This window comes from Terriglobia bacterium (assembly GCA_020073495.1).
Lineage (GTDB): Bacteria > Acidobacteriota > Terriglobia > Terriglobales > Acidobacteriaceae > JAIQFD01.
In genome coordinates this window covers 644,544-666,320 of the sequence record JAIQFD010000001.1, presented here as the reverse complement: position 1 = coordinate 666,320, position 21,777 = coordinate 644,544, and the positions used below count along the sequence as shown (strand labels likewise).

At 64.6% G+C, this 21,777-nt stretch carries 18 protein-coding genes; 16 read left to right on the top strand and 2 right to left on the bottom strand.

What is annotated here, in order from left to right; all coding sequences use genetic code 11:
* The first annotated feature begins 102 nt into the window (after positions 1-102).
* The 16 genes from LAN37_03045 (at position 103) to LAN37_02970 (ending at position 18,756) form a co-directional block, all read left to right on the top strand.
* Entirely contained in the window at positions 103-3,948 is a 3,846-nt protein-coding gene (locus LAN37_03045) for a PAS domain S-box protein (GenBank protein MBZ5646184.1), read from the top strand.
* Positions 3,945-4,343: a response regulator gene (locus LAN37_03040; protein ID MBZ5646183.1), complete on the top strand. Its 399-nt coding sequence runs from the start codon at positions 3,945-3,947 to the stop codon at positions 4,341-4,343. The genes LAN37_03045 and LAN37_03040 overlap by 4 nt, the downstream gene beginning before the upstream one ends.
* The gene (locus LAN37_03035) at positions 4,340-5,755 is read left to right on the top strand and encodes a sigma-54 dependent transcriptional regulator (protein MBZ5646182.1); all 1,416 of its coding nucleotides are present in this window, start codon (positions 4,340-4,342) and stop codon (positions 5,753-5,755) included. The genes LAN37_03040 and LAN37_03035 overlap by 4 nt, the downstream gene beginning before the upstream one ends.
* A 163-nt stretch (positions 5,756-5,918) precedes the next feature.
* On the top strand, positions 5,919-6,389 hold the full coding sequence (locus tag LAN37_03030) for a hypothetical protein (protein ID MBZ5646181.1): 471 nt from the start codon (positions 5,919-5,921) through the stop codon (positions 6,387-6,389).
* The gene (locus LAN37_03025) at positions 6,386-7,891 is read left to right on the top strand and encodes a hypothetical protein (protein ID MBZ5646180.1); all 1,506 of its coding nucleotides are present in this window, start codon (positions 6,386-6,388) and stop codon (positions 7,889-7,891) included. Before LAN37_03030 ends, LAN37_03025 begins: the two co-directional genes overlap by 4 nt.
* Before the next feature lie 12 nt (positions 7,892-7,903).
* Positions 7,904-8,581, top strand: a complete 678-nt coding sequence (locus tag LAN37_03020) for a hypothetical protein (protein MBZ5646179.1) — start codon at positions 7,904-7,906, stop codon at positions 8,579-8,581.
* Positions 8,582-8,711: 130 nt separating this feature from the next.
* Positions 8,712-9,074 (top strand): response regulator, encoded by a 363-nt coding sequence (locus LAN37_03015; protein MBZ5646178.1) that lies wholly within the window; start codon positions 8,712-8,714, stop codon positions 9,072-9,074.
* 6 nt (positions 9,075-9,080) lie between these two features.
* Entirely contained in the window at positions 9,081-9,599 is a 519-nt protein-coding gene (locus tag LAN37_03010; protein MBZ5646177.1) for a chemotaxis protein CheW, read from the top strand.
* Between the two features lie 27 nt (positions 9,600-9,626).
* A complete protein-coding gene (locus LAN37_03005; GenBank protein ID MBZ5646176.1) occupies positions 9,627-11,063 on the top strand; it encodes a methyl-accepting chemotaxis protein in 1,437 nt (478 codons plus the stop codon).
* A 21-nt stretch (positions 11,064-11,084) separates the two neighbouring features.
* The gene (locus LAN37_03000; GenBank protein ID MBZ5646175.1) at positions 11,085-11,969 is read left to right on the top strand and encodes a protein-glutamate O-methyltransferase CheR; all 885 of its coding nucleotides are present in this window, start codon (positions 11,085-11,087) and stop codon (positions 11,967-11,969) included.
* Positions 11,966-15,118, top strand: a complete 3,153-nt coding sequence (locus LAN37_02995; GenBank protein MBZ5646174.1) for a response regulator — start codon at positions 11,966-11,968, stop codon at positions 15,116-15,118. The genes LAN37_03000 and LAN37_02995 overlap by 4 nt, the downstream gene beginning before the upstream one ends.
* 3 nt (positions 15,119-15,121) lie before the next feature.
* Positions 15,122-16,255: a chemotaxis response regulator protein-glutamate methylesterase gene (locus LAN37_02990; GenBank protein MBZ5646173.1), complete on the top strand. Its 1,134-nt coding sequence runs from the start codon at positions 15,122-15,124 to the stop codon at positions 16,253-16,255.
* On the top strand, positions 16,252-16,770 hold the full coding sequence (locus LAN37_02985; protein ID MBZ5646172.1) for a chemotaxis protein CheW: 519 nt from the start codon (positions 16,252-16,254) through the stop codon (positions 16,768-16,770). Before LAN37_02990 ends, LAN37_02985 begins: the two co-directional genes overlap by 4 nt.
* Positions 16,767-17,201, top strand: coding sequence for a chemotaxis protein CheW (locus LAN37_02980; GenBank protein MBZ5646171.1), 435 nt, complete (start codon positions 16,767-16,769; stop codon positions 17,199-17,201). Before LAN37_02985 ends, LAN37_02980 begins: the two co-directional genes overlap by 4 nt.
* A complete protein-coding gene (locus LAN37_02975) occupies positions 17,198-17,968 on the top strand; it encodes a DUF4388 domain-containing protein (protein MBZ5646170.1) in 771 nt (256 codons plus the stop codon). The genes LAN37_02980 and LAN37_02975 overlap by 4 nt, the downstream gene beginning before the upstream one ends.
* Positions 17,968-18,756: a response regulator gene (locus tag LAN37_02970; protein MBZ5646169.1), complete on the top strand. Its 789-nt coding sequence runs from the start codon at positions 17,968-17,970 to the stop codon at positions 18,754-18,756. Before LAN37_02975 ends, LAN37_02970 begins: the two co-directional genes overlap by 1 nt.
* A gap of 218 nt (positions 18,757-18,974) precedes the next feature.
* Here the strand turns inward: LAN37_02970 and uvrB are convergent, their stop codons facing one another.
* Both uvrB and LAN37_02960 read right to left on the bottom strand, forming a co-directional pair.
* The gene (gene uvrB / locus LAN37_02965) at positions 18,975-20,969 is read right to left on the bottom strand and encodes an excinuclease ABC subunit UvrB (GenBank protein MBZ5646168.1); all 1,995 of its coding nucleotides are present in this window, start codon (positions 20,967-20,969) and stop codon (positions 18,975-18,977) included.
* A 166-nt stretch (positions 20,970-21,135) separates the two neighbouring features.
* A complete protein-coding gene (locus LAN37_02960; GenBank protein MBZ5646167.1) occupies positions 21,136-21,711 on the bottom strand; it encodes a hypothetical protein in 576 nt (191 codons plus the stop codon).
* Between the last annotated feature and the right edge of the window lie 66 nt (positions 21,712-21,777).

The window sequence follows — 21,777 nt, the reverse complement described above, 5'->3', positions numbered from 1 at the left end:
ACTGCCGGGGCTTATTTCCTTGACTCAATTTGAGATTCGACGATACCTTCGCACCGTCTCACCCTCTACGAAGTAGAGAGAACGTCCAGGGCGCCCGAACCCATGCGAGCCAGCAAAGAACCGGCGAAACCGACTTCCCCGTCACGCCAGGACGACTCCTTTCAGAACCTCTTATTAAGACTCTCGCTGGCATGCGGCGAGGGACGTCCATTTGGGGAACTGATTTCCCTATTCTGCAAAGAGAGCCGGCAGTTCTTTGCCGTGGACGGCGTGTACTACTGGAAAGTGGCCGAACCCGATCAGCTGGTCAGCGTTGACGCCGACGGCTACCTGGCAGACAAGTTCCGCGCTTCCAGCCTGAGATTGAGCGACCGGGCGGTAGCGGTCGAGGCAGTCAAGACCCGCCGCACCGTGTACGTGAACCATCTGGACCCGAAGAAATATCCGATGGCAGCGGATTTCCAGGCGGCGGCCGTGATGGTCGCGCCGCTCATCGTTGCCGGCGAAATCATCGGGGCGGTCGTCTTCCTGAGCCGGGACGTGCCCGACAATTTCAACGAGGATCTGGCGGCCAAAGGGACCATCCTGGCGGCGCATCTGGGAAGCCTGATCGAGAATGCGCGTCTGATGGAGAGTTCGCGGGAGGAGCGCCGGCGCGCCGAAGTGCTGGTGCAGTGCGCCCAGATGCTGCATGCGGTGCTGGACGTCAACGCCGTGGTCAACGCGCTGACGGAGCGCATCTGCGAACTGTTTCAGGTGCCGATCGCGACCGTGCTGGTGCGGCACCACGAAGCGTTGGAGATGCGCGGAGCCGCCGCGGCTTCGCCGGAACTGCTCGAGACGGTACGCCGCACGCACGCGGAGCACGGATGCAGGGCCGCCGCGGAACTGGTCGAGCAGGTCTCGAAGTCCGACCAGGCACTGTGCGTCCGCATCGAGCCCGGGAGCAAGGATTTCCCGGAGTTCATCACAACGGGAGAGATGATCGCGGCGCCGCTGCGCACTACCCGAACCAGCGGCGCGTTGCTGGTCTATTCCGGTCCGGACCGCACCTTCAGCGAGCAGGAGAGATCGCTCATCGCCGCCATCGCGCGCTTCGGCGCCCTGGCGTTGTCCAATGCCGAACTGCTGGCGACGGCCAACGCGCAGGCCTATGAGACGCAGCAGCTGCTCGAGATCTCAAGCACGCTGGGCAGCACGCGAGACCTGGACCGGTTCCTGGAACAATTCGTGGTCCGCGCCGCGAGCTTCCTGGGATTTGCGCGCTGTTTCGTCGGCCTTGTGGACGGTACCGGGGGTTGCAGGGTGCGCTGGGGGGCCACCGGCGGCCAGTCGCAGCCCTTGAACCTGAAGCTGACCAGCGAGCGCACGAAGCGCATCCTGGGATCACGAGAACCATTCTGGACCGAGGACGCCACCGAAGACGCCGACGGCAACCAGGAAACCGTGCGGCAATTCAACATCCAGCAATACCTGGCTGTGCCGCTGGTCGGCTCGGACGCTCGCGTCCTGGGACTATTCGGGCTACTGGACCCGATCGACAGCCGGCAGATTACGAAAGAGGACGTTCGCCGCGCCAAGGCGCTGGGGGCGCCCGCCGCAGTCGCCCTGGAGGCGACGCAAAACCTGCAACGCTCCGAGCGCCACCGCAAGAGGGCCGAGGACTTGATGGCGCTGGCGCTGGACCTGAGCGCCTCGCTGCGCCTGCCCGACTTCGCCCGCAGCTTCACCCAGCGCGCGGCCGACATGCTAGGGGCGCGGGCCGCGGCACTGGCGCTTTCGCAAGGCAACGTGCTCGAAACCATCATCCTTTATGAGCCCGGCGCCTCCACCGACAAATCGCAGCTCCGGCGGCTGAATGCGGCCTTCACCGACTTGGCGGCGGGACAGCAGGGACCGCTCTTCCAGGGCGATGCGGCCGAGCTCCTCGGGCTGGGGATCGCCTCCGCGTTCGGGTGGAAGGATGTCGCCGTGGTCCGGCTCACCGGCGCCGACAACGAGCTGCTCGGCCTGCTTTGCCTTGCCAACGTCGGCCGGGAACTCTCGGAAGCCGACCGCAACCTTCTCCAGGCCATCTCCGGACACGCCGCGGTCGCGCTGGAGAACTCGCGCCTGTTCTCGCGCATCGCGCAGTCGAACAAGCACTGGGCGGAGATCTTCGATTCCATCACCGACTTCATCGTGGTGCACGACGAAGCCAACCGGGTACTGCGCGTGAACCAGTCGCTGGCCAACTTCATCGGCGTGCGCCCGGCGGAACTGATCGGAGTGGGCATGCGCGCGCTGGTCTCGATCGCGGCCGATGCCGGCAGCCAGCCCTGTCCGTTCTGCCGCGTGGGGATGGAGAGGACCGATGAATTCATCCATCCCGTGCTGGAGCGTACGTACCTGGTCTCGACCTCGCGGGTCCGTGGCGCACTCAACGAGGGACTCCAGACCATCCATGTGCTCAAGGACATCAGCGACCGGCGCGAGGCCGAACGCCGCTACCGCGAGTTGCTGGATAACATCCAGGAAGGCATCTTTTTCTCGACCCCGGACGGGCGGTTCGTCGAGGTCAACGATGCCCTGGTGCGCATGCTCGGCTACGCCAGCCGGGAAGAGCTGCTGCAGGTGGACATCAAGAACGAGTTGTACGTCGCGCCCGAGCACCGCAAGCGTTTCACAGACGCGCTCGATCAGCACGGGGTCGTGCGCAACTTCGAGGAAACGTTGTGCCGCAAGGATGGCACCATCGTGCACACGCTGCAGAACGCGTTCGCGGTGCGCGATGCCCGCGGCGCCGTCACCCAGTACCGGGGCGTGATGCTCGACATCACGGAAGCGAAGGCGTTCCAGGCGCAATTGCAGCGGGAGCGCGACTTCAACACCAAGATCCTGAACAACACGCAGAGCATGATCCTGGTGGCGGACACCGCGGGCCTGGTGAGCTATGCGAACCGCCGCTGCTTCGAGCATGGCAATTTCCGGGAGAGCGAACTGCTGGGCCACCGCTTGATCGAGTTCGTGGCGCCGCCGCGGCGCGAGGCCATGGCCGCAGCTTTTGATGCGGTGCTCGCCGGCCAGCAGGTGGACAACCTGGAACTGCCGATGGTGCGCGCCGACGGCAAACTCTCGCAATTCTCCATCAACTTCAGCCCCATGCGCGACGAGCGGGGAGACGTGAACAGCATCGTCGCGGTGATGACCGACATCACCGACGCAGCCATGCTGCAAGGCAAGCTGATCCACGCGGAGAAGATGGCTGCCGTGGGACAGCTGGTCTCCGGCGTGGCCCACGAGGTCAACAACCCGCTCACGGCGATCCTGGGCTTCGCCGATCTCCTGCTGGAGCAGGAAGACGTCCCCGAGTCCGCGCGCAAGAGCCTGAAAGTCATCGTGCAGGAAGCGCAGCGGACGAAGACCATCGTGCAGAACCTGCTCAGCTTCGCGCGCCAGATGCCGGCGGAGCGGCGCCCGGTACGGGTGAACCCGATCCTGCGCCGCACGCTGCAACTGCGCGCCTACGATTTCGCCAGTCACGGCGTGGACATCGTCGAGCGGCTCGCCGAGGAGATCCCCGACGTTGTCGGCGACGCGCAGCAGCTCCAGCAGGTGTTCCTGAACATCATCAACAACGCCTACGACGCGGTGCACGAGAGCGAGCGCCGTGGCGCCATCGAGGTCGAGACTTCGTACGTCAATGGCGGGGTCGAGATCCTCTTCCGCGACAACGGCAGAGGCATCCAGTTCCCCGAGCGGATCTTCGATCCGTTCTTCACCACGAAAGAAGTGGGCAAAGGAACGGGCCTGGGCCTGAGCATCTGCTACGGCATCGTGCGCGAGCACGGAGGCGACATCACCTGTCACAACAATCAGGGAAGGCCGGGGGCGAGCTTCGTGGTCCGGCTTCCGGCAGTGGGACAGCCGGCACGGGTTCCGACCGCGACGGCGGGAGCACAAGCATGAGTGCAGGCCTTCAACCGCAGCCCTTGCCCATCCTGGTGATCGAGGATGAAGCCTCGGTAATGGGGTTCCTGGTCGCGGCCCTGGAGCGCTCCGGCTACAAGACCGAACAGGCGGCCTCCGGCGTGGAAGCGCTGAAGATGCTGGCCGCCACCAGCTACATGGGCGTTGTCTCCGACATGCGCACCCCAGGAGGGGTGAATGGCGCCGACGTGCATGCCTGGATCGCCGCCAACCGGCCGGAACTGGTCTCGCGGGTCGTGTTCATCACCGGAGACACGGTGAACGAGGAGACGCAGCAGATCCTGACCCAGACCGGAGCCCCGTGCATCGAGAAGCCGTTCCGGGTGCAGCAACTGATCCAGGTGGTCGAGAAGACGATAGGGAAAGCGCGATGACCGACGATTACCGCATCAAGTTCCAGATCGTGGACGACGAGCAGAGCATCCGCAAGCTCTGCATGACCATCGGCGCCTCGCTCGGGTTCGACTGCTCCGAAGCCGAGAGCGGCGAGTCGGCGCTGGCCCTAGTCGAAGCGGAATGCCCGGACATCGTCATTTCGGACCTCATGCTGCCCAAGATGAGCGGGGTGGAGCTGTTGCAGCAGATCAAGCGCATGCAACCGCGCTGCGAGGTCGCCATCATGACCGGCCACGGCTCCATCGAGAGCGCCGTGCAGGCCATGAAGCTGGGCGCGTACCACTACCTGCAAAAGCCGTTCCGCGTGGAGGAGGTCAAGCTGATCCTGCAGCGCATGGCGGAGAAGGTGCGCCTGGTCGCTGAGCGCGACTTCCTGCGCGATCGCCTGACGACGGAGACCCAGCTCAACGACATCACGGGCTCCTCGGCGAAGATCCAGGAAGTGCTGCGCATGATCGCGCGCCTGAAGGATACGCGCACTCCTGTGCTCATCGCCGGCGAGAGTGGCACGGGGAAGGAGCTGGTGGCGCGCGCCATCCACTTCCGCGGCTCGTTCGCCAAGCGGCCGTTCGTGGCCGTCGATTGCGGCGCGCTGGTGCCGACGCTGATCGAGAGCGAGCTGTTCGGCTACGAGAAAGGCGCGTTCACCGGTGCGCTCAAGTCAAAGCAGGGCTTGTTCCAGGCGGCCAGCGGCGGCACGATCTTCCTGGACGAGATCGGGGAGTTGCCCCAGGAGATGCAGGCCAAGCTGCTCCGCGTGCTGCAAGAAAAGGAAGTCCGGCCGGTGGGAAGCAATGACCGGGTCAAGGTGGATGTCCGGGTCATCGCCGCCACCAATCGCGACCTGGAAGCCGCTTACAAGGCGGGTACGTTCCGCAAGGATCTCTTTTTCCGCCTGAACGTGGTCACCATCCACCTGCCGCCGTTGCGCGAGCGCAAGTCCGATATTCCCAGCCTGGTCCGGTGTTTCCTGCTGGATCATTCCCCCGACGTGCCTATCCAGGTCCTGCCCGCGGCCATGCGCTGCCTGCTACAGTACGACTGGCCAGGCAACGTGCGCGAGTTGCAAAACTGCATCGAGCGGGCCATCGCCTTGGGCAACAAGGAAACCATCGACCTCACCGACCTGCCGCCCGCCATCCGCGATGCCCAGCCCGGTCCCGGCGTGTCGTTAGAGGAGGAATCGGTTGGGAGCCTGTCGGCCCCGGCGACCGACCTCGAGGACATCGAGCGCATGACTATCCAGCGCGTCTTCGAGCAGGTAGGGGGAGACAAGGTGCTGGCCGGCAGGATGTTGGGCATCAGCCGCGCAACCTTGTACCGCAAGCTGAAGCGGTACAACATCAGCCTGGAGCACCCAAATCGGGACAGCGCAGGGACCGGACAATGACGTGTCTCATCTCCGGCCCGGGCCGCAGAGCTGCCGGATCGGAGACACGCCAATGCTGAGAAAGTGTTTCATCCTGAGACGCTGATTGGGGGTCTCAGCCCAAGGCCTCACCTGATTAGTCCATTTTTTCAATAACTTACGATTTTCGCAGGCGATCATCCCTTTGGCCGCCTTCGTGCACTCCGAAAGCTGCCATCTTCACGCCATCGCAGCGACCCGGGTAGCCGGGTTGGGAGTGAAGACGCAAGGCTCCCCGCCCCAGGGCGGGGAGAGTGAGGAATCGGTGGCAGAGAAAGCCGTCATTGCGTCCTGGAGTGGCGAGGAATCGGATGTGTCGAAGCTGGCGCAATTCTTTCCCGCGGCGACGGCGGTGCGGATCCCGGTGCGCGTGAGCCGCCTGGATGGGCACGGCGAGGCCGCAGTGGAAGAGACGGTGATCGAGTTCGGCACGCCCAGCGAGGTCCTTTTCTCGGCCAGACTGCCGCTGGAGTTCGGCGACCGCATCCGCCTGGTGAATGCGGAAGGCCTGCTCGAGGCAGAAGCGGCGGTGGTGGCCGTGCAATATCACCAGGGCAAGACAGCGGTGGCCGCCCGCTTCACGGGGCCGGTCGCCAATTGGGTTATTCGAAAATGAGCACCGCAACAGTTTCTTTGCGTGAGATCGCCGCGCAGTGGCGCGCGGCACGCCGCATTTATCCCATCTACGCCGGCGTGGTCAGGCACTTCGACATCGGCATTCAACCGTGCCGCGACCTGGAATCGCCCATCGACCGCAACGATCCCGAGATCCTGGAAAAGATCGCTTCCTGGTTCGATTCGGTGGATGAGCGCAGCCACGCCGGGCATCTACGCCAGGCATTGCAGACGGCCCATGTAGCCAAGGAGGACAACCTCCGCGAGCTGCTGCGCCGGTTCCTGGAAAAGGAACAGAAGAGCGCCTCGGACCGGGACAAGATCGATTTCCTCTTGGTGCAGTACTTCGCGCAATGCGCCCCGCACGCCATGCATAACCGTGCGCTGGAGCTGGAGGACATCGCCGAGGTACTGGAGCCGGTGCTGGGCGAGGCCGTTCCCCAGCAACCGCGCTGGCTTCAGGTGCTGGACTCAGAACTGGCGAAGCTCGGCGAGTGCAAGAGCCTGCGCGAGCTGCTGGAGAAGGGAGTGCTGGCGCACGTCCGCCAGTTGAAAGAAGAGGCCGGTGAGATGTACTTCGGATCCGGCGCCCTGCTGGCGTTCACACGCTTCAACTTCGCAGCGCGGCATGCCTTCTTCCGCCTGCTGCACGCTGACCTTGGGATCATGCGGCAGGCGCTGCTCGAGATCGAGCACCGCGGCATCAAGACACTGGATTGCAAGCGCGCGGGCCTCTCTGCGCAAGAACCTCTGGAGAGCCTGGCCCGCATCTGTCACGACTGGAAAACTCCGTTCCGCGCACCCTACGCGGCGGGAAAACCCTTCGAGCAGATGATGGGCGTCATGCGGATCCTGCAAGAAGCGGTGGCCGAGCCTGTTCCCAAGCCGCAGCCCGCGACGGCACCGCCTGCGGTCGAACCGGCCCGGGAAGCTTCCACCCACGAAATCTCGTTCGAGACGGCGGACGGCAAGATCCCCACCGAGATCATGAAGGCGGCAGCGGCACCCGCGGTCGAGGGCCCCTCGACCACCGAGATTCCCGTTTACGGCGCCGGGGAAGAGACGCTCCCGCATGCCGAAACGCCCCAGACGCCGGCGCTCGATGTGCAGGCCTGCCGGGAACACATTTCTGAACAACTGATCGGAGAGGTCCAACCGACGCCGACTTCGGTCGCGACCGTGTACTACAAGGATACGAAGGTCCTGTTGTCGTCGTGGGAAGTGACGGCCTACACCCAGGGTGGCAACGATTCGGCCGAGGCGCTGCAGCGCGCAGTCGCAGCCCGTACCGTGCTGCTGGAGGCGGTCGAGCGCAAGAAGAAGCGCGTGCCCGCCGCGGACCTGCCGGACATCCTCAAGTTGGCGCACGCGGAACTTGCGTTGCTCCAGGAGAGCATCGCAAAGGCCAAGGACGCGAAGGACATCGACGCGGCGGTGAACCTCGCCGCCACCTGCAAGCGGCTCCTGTCGCTGATCGACGAAGCCGAGAAGCTGAGCAAGTAGGGAGAGACGGACGTGGAAAATGTTCTCATCATCGCGGACGACGCTGACTTCACCCGCACCGTCATCGGCCGCTGGCAGATGGAGCCCTCGGTTCCGGAATTCACTCTGGTGAGCAGCGAGTTGTGGAGCGCCTCGGCGCAGGCGGCGTACAGCCTGGCTATCGTGGGACCGGTCTCGCCGCAACGGCTGAACTCCATCCTCGACGGCCTGGAGGCGGGCCGCTCGCCGGCCATCTACATCACTGACGACAGCGGCAAGGTGCAGGAGGTCCGCGCCGCACGTCCCCGCGTGCTCGTGTTCCGCCGGTACGATGGATGGGCGGACACGCTGGTGTTGCTCGGCTGCGAGGTGCTGAAGCGCATGGATGCACTGGCGCAACTGCGACAGGCGGAACGGGCGGCCGCCGTCGACCGTCGCCACGCGACTCTGGGCCGCTACATGCTGGAGATGCGCCACAGCTTCAATAACGCCCTCACCTCGGTGCTGGGGAATGCGGAGTTGCTGTTGCTCGAGCCGGGGGCCTTCTCGGCCGAGGTCCGCGACCAGATCGATACCATCCACACCATGGCTCTGCGCATGCACGAGATCATGCAGCGCCTGGCGTCGCTGGAGGCGGAGATGAACTTCGCTGAGAAATCCTCTCAGAATGAGACGTCTCACTCGTCTCAGCCCTACGCCATCCGTTACTAGGGCGCTTCCTGCCCAGCTAAATATCTGATTTATCTGCACTTAAAAAATTGATACAAAGGATGCGCGGAGGCGTAAGGTGGCCGCGCAATTGCACTTCTGTTCACGGATCACTCTGTAAGAGGTTTTGTCCGTGAAAAAGATCCTCATCGTTGACGATTCGCAGGCGGAAGTGAAAGTGATGCAGGCCGTGCTGCAACAGGCCGGCTACTGGCCGGTGGCCATCAACGATTCGACCAAGATCGAGCAGACCATCGACGCGGAGCGGCCGGTCCTGATCCTGCTGGACGTGGTGATGCCGCAACGCAATGGGTTCCAGGCGTGCCGGGAACTGAAGGGGAGCGCCGAATACGGCCGCATCCCCATCGTGCTGGTCACGTCCAAGAGCACCGATAGCGACAAGTTCTGGGGCCAGCAGCAGGGAGCTGACGGCTACGTGGTCAAGCCGTTCACTCCGGCGCAGCTCCTGGGCGCGATCCAAAAGTTCGTAGGCTGAGCGACGATGTCCGAAACCCCACAACTCGAGCCACAGGCGCCGCAAGCGGAAAATGCAGAGACCGCCGTCCCGGTCGAAGAGCAGCTTCCTGAATTCCAGTACTGCATCTTCCGGGCGGGACGCGAGCGCTTCTCTCTTGCCGTGCTGGACGTCGAGGAGGTCGTGGAGTGGCCGGCGGTGACCCGCGTGCCGCTCTCGCCGGCATTCCTGATGGGGATCTTCAACCTGCGCGGCTCGATCGTGCCGGTCATCGACATTGCCTTCACCGAAGGGCGCCGTCCGGACCTGCCGCCCAAGCATGTCGTGGTCGGCGTGCTGAAAGGCGAGGGAGACCGCGACGACCTGCGCATCGGGATCGCCGCCGACGAAGTCATCGGTACCTACAGCACGACCGAGTCGTTGCTGGTGGATGAAGCGCCGAAGGATGTGCCGCATTGCAGCGGCATGCTGCGCCATGACGATCGTCTGGCGCTGCACCTGGATCTGAAGAGAGTCACCGAGACGTTCCCGGTGCCTGTGATTTGAGCTAGCAGCTGATTTCTGGAGGCCGATATGAAAGGTCGAGTGAATTCGACGATCTGGACGCTGGTCCTGGTCAACGTGGTCGCGATGGCCGCGATGCTGGGTCTCGGCTATGGAGCCGGTGCCTGGGCGCACGGGCTGCCCATCCTGGACGCCATGAGCGCGTCCAGCCAGGCCGGCATGCGCCTGCTCGGCGGGCTGCTGGTGCTGGTCATTGCTGGCGGCATCAGCGTTGTCGTGCTGGGCAGCAAGGTCGCCAAGCCGGTGAAGGAGCTGACCGAGTTTTCTGAGCGGCTGGCGGCGGGGGATTACCGCGCCTCGGCGGACATCGAGTCGAGCGACGACTTCGGTCTCATCGCCCAGAACATGAACCGCACGGCGGAAAAGATCTCGAAGGCGGTCTTCAACCAGGAGGCGCAGGAAAACCTGCAGCGCTCGGTGACCGACTTCCTGACCATCGTCAGCCAGATCGCGCGCGGTGACCTTACTCTTCGCGGCAAGGTGACCAACGACGCGCTGGGCAACGTGGTGGACTCCGTCAATTACATGCTCGACAATTTCACCAAGGTGCTGGAGCGCGTGCGCAAGGGCGCCATCGACGTATCCAGCAGCGCCAACCAGATCCTCGTGGCCTCCGAGCAGATGCTCAATGGCGCCGTGCAGCAGGACCAGGAGATCACCAACACCTCGTCCGCGGTGGAAGAGCTGACGGTCTCGATGAAGCAGGTGTCGAACAACGCCGAGGCGAGCGCGGAAGCCGCGCGCCGCGCGCTGGACGCCGCCGAGCAGGGCAACCGCGCCGTGCGCGACACCCTGGACGGCATGCAGCGCATCCGCGCCTCGGTGCAGGCGACCGCCAAGAAGATCAAATCGCTGGGCGACCGCTCGCTGGAGATCAGCGAGATCATCAGCGTGATCAACGACATCACCGAGCAGACCAACCTGCTGGCGCTGAACGCAGCCATCGAAGCGGCGCGCGCCGGCGAGGCCGGCCGCGGCTTTGCCGTGGTCGCCGACGAGGTCCGCAAGCTGGCCGAGCACTCGCGCAACGCCACCAAGGACATCGCGGCTCTCATCAAGGCCATCCAGGCGGAGACGAACGAGGCCGTGGTGGTCATGGAGGAGGGCACCAAGGAAGTGGAAGTCGGCGCACGCCTGGCCGACCAGGCCGGCAAGGCACTGGAAGCGATTTCCAGCGTGGTCCGTCAATCTGCCGAGCTGGTGCAGGAGATCTCGCTGGCCTCGAAGCAGCAGGTGCGCGGCACGGAAGGTGTCGCCAACGCCATGCAGATCATCTCCAACATCACCCGCCAGACCTCGCAGGGCGCACGGCAGACGGCGCGCACCGTCGAGGAGATGGTGAAGCTGTCGGAGCAGTTGAACGAAGCCCTGTCGCAGTTCCGCGTCAGCACCACCGCGGGACCGATCGAAGTCAAGGAATTGTCGGCCATCGCTGGCCGCCGTTGATCAGGTCGAACGGGAGGTCCCATGGTCGAAAAGCGCCACGGCACGGTCAGCAGCCACGAGTTGTCGGAGGTCTGCGCGCTCATCGAGCAGCGGTCGGGGATCCACTTCGACGCCTCGCGCGAGCGCTTCCTGCTGACGCGCCTGCGCGAGCACCTCGCCGAAAAGCGCATGCTGCACGGCACCGACCTGCTGCGCCTGATCCGCGGCTCCAATGTCGAGTATGACTCGCTGGTGGAACGGCTGCTGACCCAGGAGACCTCGTTTTTCCGCTACCCGGCGGTCTTCGCGGCGCTGGAGAAGAAGGTCCTCCCCGAGATGCACATGAAAAAGTTCTGGGAGAACCCGCGCAGCCTGCGTGTGTGGTCGGCGGGATGCGCTTCCGGCGAAGAGCCGTACTCCATCGCCATGACGCTGGCGGAGACGCTCGAGTTCGCCGAGGCCTGGAAGATCCACATTCTGGCGACGGACATCAGCAAGCAGGCGCTGCAGCACGCTGAGCGCGGCGTGTACTCCAGGCGCGAGCTGTCGAGCCTGGACCTGCACCAGCTCGAGACCTATTTCGTGAAAGTCGGCGACCAGTACATGGTCAAGCCGAAGATCCGCAACATGGTGACTTTCGCGCCCGTGAACCTGGCCAACGGCGTGTACATGGGACGCTTCGACTGCATCTTCTGCATGAACGTCCTGATCTACTTCACCGAAGAGCGGCGCTCGCAGGTCATCCAGCGTTTCTACGACTACCTGGAACCCGGCGGCTACCTGTTCCTCGGCCACGCCGAGTCGGTAGCCAAGCTCCCGGTGAACTTCGAGACCTTCGTGTACGGCGATTCGATCATCTACCAGAAGCCGAGCAGCGGCACCACGCGGCGGTCCAACTTGAGCCCGTCCGCCCAGGAGAGCCTGTGAGCGCGCCAGGACAGGATTTCGTCGAAGTCTTCCTCCAGGAAGCCTCCGAGCACCTGCAGTTCCTGCGGGAGTACTCGGGGCTGCTGCTGGACCCGTATCCGGCGGCGGAGGACCTGGATCGGCTCTACGTATCCGCGCACACGCTGGGCGGCGCCTCGGCAATGTATGGCTATCCGCTGTTCTCCGAGATTGCCGGCAAGCTGGCCCACATCTTCCAGTACGCGATGAACGCAACGATCGGATCGGAAGCTGCCGGTCCGCTGGTTGAGTTCATCTCGGAAGCGGTCGCCGTGCTCGAATCCGACCTGCTGATGATCAGCGCGACCAACGGTGAGGCGGCGGACGACATCGCCGCCTTCAAGCAGAAATATCCGTTCGCTTTCACCGGCCCCTCGCCGGAGGAGCAGGAACACGAGCAGCTGCTGGAGGCCGCGGTCTCCGTGGGGCCGATCGCGCCGCCGGCGGCGCCCGAGCCGCAGGTAGCCGGCCTGCCACCCGACAGCGACGTCCCGGCCGAGATCATGGAGTTCTTCGTCCCCGAGGCGGAGGAGCACTTGCAGGTCGTCACCGACTGCCTGCTCTCGCTCGAGACCAACCCGAACCCGGAAGAGATCCACCGGTTGTTCCGCGCCATGCACACGGTGAAGGGCTCGGCGGCCCAGGTCGGCTTGCAGCGCATCGCGCGCGTGGCCCACCGCGCCGAGGACCTGGTCGGCCGCCTGCGCGACGGCGAACTCAAGCCTTCGGCCCAGATCGTGGACATCTGCCTCGAGGCCGTGGACACGCTCAAGAAGTTCCTCTACCGGCAGTGGCCCGACGAACAGACGATGCAGGCGTCGGTGAAGTCGCTGCTGACGCGCATCGCGCGCCTCGCGCCGGAAGAAAAGGAAGAGATCGCACCTGCGGCGGCCGAAGCTGCACCGCAAGCCGAAAGCGCCATCGAGACGCCGCTGGCTGCGTCTCCCGCGGAGACGGTGCTCACAACGTCTCTACCGGCCGAGGCAGAGATGCTGGCGGCGCAAGCGGTGGAGCTGGCGCAGGAGCTCGAAGCTGCGCGCGCCCAGACGCAGGCGCTTCGCGAGGAGATCGCGGAAGCCACGCAACCCGAAGTCACCCCCGGACCCGCGAAGGAAGTCGAAGCCGCGGCGGCGAAGAAAGAACCGGCGGGCGTGCCGCAGTCCAAGTCCGTGCGCATTGCGCTGGAGCGCCTGGACCGCATGATGAACGCGGTCGGCGAGCTGGTTATCAACCGCACCCGCATGCTGGGCCGCCTGAACGAACTGGAGAAGCTGGCCGACGTGCTGAATTTTTCCAAGGCACGCATGTCGGACAAGGTCGCCGAGTTCCAGGAGAAGTATGAGTTCAGCCGCCTGACCGGCAACAACTACTACCAGCCGGCCCCGAAAGCGTCGGACTCCTATCCTTTCGCGGGGGGCTACTCCAGCTATTCGCACTCGTTCGACTCGTCGCTGGCGGAGTTCAGCGAGCTGGAAATGGACCGCTACGACGATTTCAACATCCTGTCGCGCTCCCTGTCGGAGATCTCGGCCGACATCACGGAGGTCCTCACCCAGCTGGACGGATTCGTGCGCCGGGTGGATTCCGACATCGACGAGTTCACGAAACTGGCGCACCGGCTCCAGGACGAGATCACGCAGGCGCGCATGGTGCCCATCGGGAACCTGTACACGCGCCTGACCCGCACCGTGCGCGACGCCGCCAAAGCCAGCGGCAAGCACGTGGAGCTGACGCTCGCCGGCGCTGAAACCGAACTGGACAACAACATCATTCAGCAGATCTCCGACCCGCTCATCCACCTTGTCCGGAACGCCGTGGCGCACGGGATCGAGCGCAACGAAGACCGCTACCATACGGGCAAACCCGACCACGGCACCGTCGCGGTGCGCGCCTATCACCGCGGCAACCATATCTACATCGAGGTGGAGGACGACGGCCGCGGCATCGATTACGAGAAGGTGCGCAGCACCGCCGTGGAGAACGGCCTGGTCAGCGCAGAGGACGCCGCCGCGCTGGGCGAGCGCGATCTGCTCGAACTGCTTTTCCATCCGGGCTTCTCCACCGCGCCGCGCAAGACGGAACTGGCCGGCCGCGGCGTGGGTCTGGACGTGGTCCGCGCCAACCTCTCGCAGCTCAACGGCGAGATCGAGATCGAGACCCAGAAGGGCGTGGGCTCGCGCTTCACGCTGAAAGTCCCGCTTACTCTCATCATCTCGCAGGCGCTGTTCGTCCGCTGCGGCGCGAGCCTCTTCGCGCTGCCGCTGGCCTTCGTCGAGGAGATACGCCGCCTCAAGGAATCGGAGATCGAGGAGGTCGGCGGCAAGCTGCTCACCAAGGTCCGTGACGTGGTCACCGAGGTCGTGCGTCTCGACCATTCGCTCGGGCTGGAGTGCGTCGAGCCGGTCAGCGGCTACTACCGCATGGTGATCGTGAACGTCGCGGGGCGCCAGGTCGGGCTGGTGGTCGAGGAAGTGATCCGCAAGGACGAGATCGTCATCAAGAACCTGGGCGAATACATGCGCAACGTGAAGCTGTTCCCGGGCGCGACCATCGCTCCCGACGGCAGCCTCATCCTGCTCATCGACGTCAACCGCCTGGTTGCGGGCGAGTCGATCGAAAAACGGCCTTTGATGACCAGCGCGACCGCGGCGCGCGTGTTCGCGCCCGGCGCCGCCGCCGTGGCTCGCGGCGAGATCCCCGCCGAAGCCATCGACGAAGTGGCGCCGGAAAAGGTGGTCGTGCTGGCCGACGATTCCATCAGCGTCCGCAAGTTCGTGGGTCGAATGCTCGAGAAAGCGGGCTACCGCGTGCGGCTTGCGGCCGATGGCCTCGAGGCTCTCGAGATCGCCACCCAGAATCGCTGCGATCTGGTCGTGACCGATCTCGAGATGCCTCGCACGAACGGATACGAACTGATGGCGCACCTGCGGCAGCAGCCGGAGACGCGCAACCTGCCGGTGATGGTGGTGACCTCGCGCGCCGGCGCCAAGCACCGCGAGCGCGCGCTCAAGGAAGGCGCCTCGGTGTTCCTCACCAAGCCGGTGCAGGAAGACCAGTTCCTGGCGGTGGTGGCCCAGTTGATCGGCAGCCCCACGGCGCCAAAGGACGCAGCGGCGGAAACGGTGTCATAGGTCATGTCTGGCAAACGAATCCGGGTGTTGATCGTGGACGATTCGGCGTTCATGCGCAAGGTGCTGCAGAGCATCCTGACCGCGGACCCCGAGATGGACGTCTGCGGCGAGGCGCGCGATGGCCGCGAGGCCGTGGCCCAGAACGACTCCCTGAATCCCGACGTGATCACCATGGACATCAACATGCCGCACATGGACGGCCTCCAGGCCACTGAAGTGATCATGTCGAAGAACCCGCGGCCCATCCTGATCGTCAGCTCGGAGACGCGCGAAGGCGCGGACACCACACTGAAGTCGCTGGAACTCGGCGCCATCGATTTTGTGGCCAAGCCGTCGGCGGGCGTGGACCTCGACATGAACTCGGTGCGCGCAGAATTGACCCGCAAGCTCAAGATGGCGGCGAAGGTCCGCGTGGTGCGTACCGCCGTGCGCAGCAAGCTGCAGCAGGAGGTCGCCACCTCGGCGCCGCGCATCGAGCCGTCCCCGGCACATACGCGCAGCGCGCCATCGGCGACGTCCTCGATGCTCTCCAGGGCGAACGGCAAGTTCCCGGTCGTGGTCATCGCCTCCTCGACGGGCGGTCCTGCCACCCTGATGAGGTTCGTCCCCATGTTCCCGAGGGATTTTCCGGGGGCGGTCATCCTGGTGCAGCACATGCCGGGGACCTTTACCTCGCAGTTCGGCAAGCAATTGGGCGAGATCGCTCAGATCCGGGTGAAGGACGCCGAGCAGGGCGAGATCCTTCAGCCCTCGACGCTGTACGTCTGCCCCGGCTCGCACCACCTGCGGATCACCCCTACCGGGCGCATCACGCTCGACGACGGGCCGCGCATCGCCGGGTACCGGCCTTGCGCCGATGTCACGCTCGACACCGCGGCCGCCTTCGCCGGCCCCATGACCATCGGCGTGGTGCTCACCGGCATGGGCAGCGATGCGTCGCAGGGCGTGCAAAAGGTGAAATCCGCCGGCGGGCACGTGATCGCGCAGGATGAAAGTACCTCGATTATTTTTGGCATGAACGCGGAAGCTATCAAGACTGGCTGCGTGGACCAGGTGCTGCCCCTCGACAACATCTTTGGCGCGGTGGAGAAGCGCGTGCTCTACGTCTTCGGTGCGGCGCGGGTAGGTGCGTTGTGAGGATCGTGCGGGCGGAAACCCGGAAGCGCGTGCACCACGGCGAGGCGGTCATCCTGTTCGCCGCCGCCGGGACCACCTTCGCCATCTCCGCCGCGGCGGTGGACGAGATCCGCGATACCTCCGGTCTGCAGCCGCTGCGCGTCGGCCAGCTAGGACCCAAGTTCTCCAAGTTCACGTACACCCTCCAGCGAGACGGGCGGACGTACTTCGTCGTGGACGCCAACACGCATTTCCACGCGCTGCCCACGCGCCACAGCCGGCTGCTCGTGCTGCGCGCCTCGCCCACGGCCATCCTGGTGGACGGGATCGACCGCATGACCGAGATCGCCAGCCTGCATGCGCTGCCCCGCGCCTTCACCGGGGACGAGCGCGAATGGTATCGCGGGCTGGCCGTACTGAAGGACAGCGTGGTGCCGGTGGTGAACGCCGACGCTTTCCTCACCAGGGCCGAAAGCACGGTTTTGACGGCCGCGGTGGAAAAGATGCATGCCGCGAAAGGAGCGGTCGCCGGATGACGCGCAAGATCGAAGGCGCGCAGTCGTTCGTGCTTTTCCCCCTGGGGAAGAAGCGCTTTGCGCTGCCTGCGAGTGTCGTGACGGAGCTGGCGCAGCCGGACCGCCTGCAACCGTTCCCCCACACCACCCGCATGCTGACCGGAGTGCTGCTGCGCCGTGGCCGCATCGTGCCGGTGTGCGACGTGGCTCCTGTGTTGGTCGGCCCCGAGACGCCTCCGCGCAAGTTCTTCCTGATCGCCAACCGGACCTTCGGCTCGTCCCGGGAGTGGACTGCGATTCCGGTGACGGGCGAATGCGAGCTGGCCGCGGCGGAGCTGCTGCCGGTGACCGGCAAGCTGCCGCAGTATGTGACCGGGCTGCTGTCGGTGTCAGAGGAAATCGTCGAGGTTATTGACTTAGAATTATTGAACGGAGCGGAGGCGGAGGCATGAGCACCATGACTGCCGAACTGCCCAAGCTGCTGCTCATCGACAGCAACGTCTTTTTTGCCAAGCGGCTCAGCGAAGCCCTGAAGCAGGAAGGATTCGAGGTCGAGCACTGCACCCAGTCGGCGTACGCGCTGACCGCCCTGGAGTGGAACACGCCCGCCGCCATCCTCTGCGCCACCAACCTGCGCGAGATGGGGGCCTACGAGATCCCGCGCATCCTGCACGCCGACATCAAGACCGCGCACATCCCCATCATCGCCGTGGGCGACGGCGGGGACCAGGCGCTGATGGAGGCCTTCCGCGCCGGCTGCGACGACTACGTGGACCGCCGCCTCGGCCCCGAGCACATCGCTACCCACGTGCGAACGTTTCTGAAGAGCCACACCGAGGGCTTCCAGCCCACGCAGATGCTTGGCGCCACCGACACCGCGCTGAGCGGCAGCCTCTCCCACCTCGACCTTCCCGGCGTGGTGCAGATGCTCTGCCACTCCCGCCAAAGCGGCGCGCTGCACGTGAATACCCGGGAAGTGGATGGCATCATCTTTTTCGACGGCGGCGACATCTCGCATGCCGAGGCCGGAGACCTCATCGGCGACGAAGCCGTCGTCCAGATCGTGAAATGCTGCAACGGCGAGGAAACCGGCGTGTACAAATTCGTGCCCGGCGCCTGCGCCGGCACGCGCACCGTGCTGCGCAGCGCCACCGAAATGATGCTCGAAGCCCTGCGCGAGGTCGATGAAGACGCTCACACCACGGAAGGAGGCGCGTGATGGCCGACCTGGCGCAAGCAACCGCTGCCGCACCGACCGTCTATTTCATCGACGACTCCGCCACCATGCGCGAAGTCATCAAGATCGCCTTCCGCCGCGAGAATATCCACGTGGTGGCTTGCCACGACGCCGCATCGGCCTTCGAGCAGATCGAGCAGGTCAAACCCGACGTCGTGATCAGCGACGTCATCATGCCCGACAAGGACGGCTACGAAGTCTGCCAGTACATCAAGCAGCATCCCGTTCTGGGCAAGACCCCCGTGATCCTGATGTCGGGCGTGGTGAATCGCGCCGTGGCGGAGAAGGCATTCGCGGTGAAAGCCGATGAGCTCATCCGCAAGCCTTTCCAGCCCCAGGACCTGATCACGCGCGTGCGTCACTTGCTGCGGCCCGGGGCTGCCGCTCCAGCACCGCCGCCCGCCGCCGCGGCCGCATCGGCCGCCGCCCTGAGCAGCATCTTCGCCGCCCAGGCATCCGGGGTCGCGGGACGGCCGCGTGCCGCGACGCCTCCGACCGCCGTTCCGGCAGCAACCCGGCCACAGGTCGCAGCGCCGCCGCTGTCGAATGTGACCCAATTCCCGGCCTCGCCTGCGCCCGCTGCACCCGCTCCTGCCGCGATTGCGCCCCAGGCGCCGCGCGCGACGCCCTCGATGGACATCGCCAAGACGCGGCTGGAGATCATGCGTCTGGAGGGGCTGGTCAAGAAGCTTCAGGCCGAACTCGAGGCGGAGCGCGAATACAGCCGCGCCTTGGAGGCGCACATCAAGACTTTACAGGAGTCGGAATGAGTTCTCGGTTCTCAGTCGGTGCTACTGAGAACTGACAACTGACAACTGCTATCGAGGTTAGCGCCGCAAGGAATTTGGAGCGGCGCAAGAAAGCGTCCCGAGTGGTTTCGCGGGACGCTTTTCTGTCGGAAGATAGTACTCAGTACTCGGTACCCAGTGCTCAGTTCAGACGAATCGGATTTCATCTGAGTACCGAGTACTGAGTACTGAGTGCTTGCTCACGCGAAAAGAAATTCCTTTGTGCGCAGATCCTTGATCGTGTCGCGCAATTTCGCCGCGCGCTCGAACTCGAACCTCTTCGCCGCCTCCCGCATCTCGCTCTCGAGTTTGGCGATGTAGGCGTCCACCTCTTCCTGCGACTTGAATTCCGGCAGGCCCTCGGCAGCCTCACCGATATCCACGTAATCGGCCTCAACGATCCGCGCCAGCGACATCTCCAGTGGGCGTACGATCGATTCCGGCGTGATGCCGTGCTCCTCGTTGTAGGCATGCTGGATCGCCCGGCGCCGGTTCGTCTCATCGATCGCCTTCTGCATCGAATCGGTCATCCTGTCCGCGTAAAGGATCGCCCGGCCGTTCAGGTTGCGCGCGCAGCGCCCCATGGTCTGGATCAGCGATCCGCTCGACCGCAGGAAGCCCTCCTTGTCTGCGTCAAGGATCGCCACCAGCGAGACTTCCGGAAGGTCCAGCCCTTCCCGCAGCAGGTTGATGCCGATGAGCACATCGAACTCGCCTTTGCGCAGGTCGCGCAGGATCTTGATGCGTTCCAGGGTCACGATCTCCGAATGCATGTAGCGGCAGCGCGCCCCGACCTCGCTGTAGTACTCGGCCAGGTCCTCGGCCATGCGCTTGGTGAGCGTGGTCACCAGCACCCGCTCGCCCTTCTCGGCGCGGGCGCGGATCTCGTGCAACAGGTCGTCGATCTGGCCCTTCACCGGGCGCACTTCGACCTCGGGGTCGATCAGCCCGGTCGGGCGGATGATCTGCTCGACCACGACCCCCGCGGACTTGGTCAGCTCGTAGGGGCCCGGCGTCGCCGAGACGTAGACCGCCTGGTTGACGCGGTGTTCGAACTCCTCGAAGGTCAGCGGGCGGTTATCGAGCGCCGATGGCAAGCGGAATCCGTACTCAACCAGCGTCTCCTTGCGCGAGCGGTCGCCGTGGTACATGCCGTGGAGCTGCGGGACCGTCTGGTGCGACTCGTCGATGAACAGCAGATAGTCGCGGGGCACGTAGTCGAGCAGCGTAGGCGGCGCCTCGCCCGGCAGGCGGCCCGAGAAGTGCCGCGAGTAGTTCTCGATGCCGTGGCAGTAGCCGACTGACTTGATCATCTCCAGATCGAACATGGTGCGCTGGTGGACGCGCTGCGATTCCACCAGCCGCCCGTTCTTCTCCATCTCGGCTTCCCACCACTTCAGCTCTTCCTTGATCGAGTCCAGCGCGCGGTTCCTGGTCTCGTTCGACATCACGTAGTGCGTCTTCGGATAGATGGGCAGGCGCACGTACTTCTGCTTGACCGTGCCGAACAAGGGATCGATCTGCGATAGCGACTCGATATTGTCGCCCCACAGCTCGATGCGGTAGGCGTTGTCGTCGTAGGTGGGGAAGAGCTCGATCACGTCGCCGCGCACGCGGAAGGTGCCGCGCCGGAACTCGCCGTCGGTGCGCTCGTACAGGATCTCGACCAGCCGCCGTGTGATGTCCTCGCGTTTGATCTTCTGTCCCTTCTCCAGGAACATCATCATCCCGTAGTAAGCGTCGGGCGAGCCCAGGCCGTAGATGCAGCTCACCGAGGCCACGATCACGCAGTCGCGCCGCTCGAACAGCGACTTGGTCGCCGACAGACGCAGCTTGTCCAGCTCGTCGTTGATGGTCGCTTCCTTCTCGATGTACACGTCGCCCGAGGGGATATACGCCTCCGGCTGGTAATAGTCGTAATACGATACGAAGTATTCGACCGCGTTGTTGGGGAAGAAGCTCTTGAACTCGTGGTAGAGCTGCGCCGCCAGGGTCTTGTTGTGGGCCAGCACCAGGGTCGGGCGGTTGGCCTGCTCGATGAGCTTGGCCATGGTGAAAGTCTTGCCGGAACCGGTCACGCCCAGCAGTACCTGGTGCTTTTCGGCTTCGGCCACACCCCGGTTGAGCTGTTCAATGGCCCGGCCTTGGTCGCCGCGCGGCTTGTAATCGCTGACGAGCTTGAAATCCATGATGATCGTGTGGCACAGCCGCCCCCGGCTGTGCGCCCTTTACCCGAATCTGCGTGATAGGCGACGGCTTTAGCCGTCGCGCATCAGCGCCCTTCCAAGCGGCTTTAGCCGGTGGGCGATCCCTCTCGGACGCGCATATTAGCGGGTGGGCATCTCTCTATTATACCGTTCGCTATTTCCATCTATGTCCGACCAGCTCCGCATCGTAGAGCCGCTGGTCCACCGTGTGCAGTGCCTTTTCCTGCTTCGGCGTGAGCAGGCGCTTGTGCGGGATGTCGCAGAGGTAGTTGGGGATGAACCACACTTCTTTCTCGCTGGTCATCCAGTGCAGGTGATCGAAGCGGCGCAAGTTCACGGGATTGGAATAGCGGCGCAACGACCTCTGCTTGGCGAGATTGAAATAAAGATTGACGTAGCTCATCACCAGTTCGCGCAGGGAGCGGTACACGGGCTCGCGATAGCGGCAGCCGGCGAAATTCGACGCCGCCACCGCTCCCCAGCCGCCGTTTTTCTTGAAGATGGCGAGCACGTGATCGGTGTCCCGCTCCGCCTCCAGGTCCAACAGGAGTGGCGGATAACCCAGTACCCGCAGCGCGGCCGCGCCGAAGATCGCGCCCTCCAGGCAATGCACGGTGCGCGCGTGCAGCACCTTGCGTGGCGACCAGCAGGTCGGCGCGAGGTGATAGGGCAGGCTGTTGAGGAACGTCTGCACGCCGTTGGGATCCTTCATGGCGCGGATGGTGCGCAGCTCCGCGTGCGTGAAGCCAAATGTCTCTGCTGATTTCCTGGCCATCGTGAATTGCAGCGAGAGTAG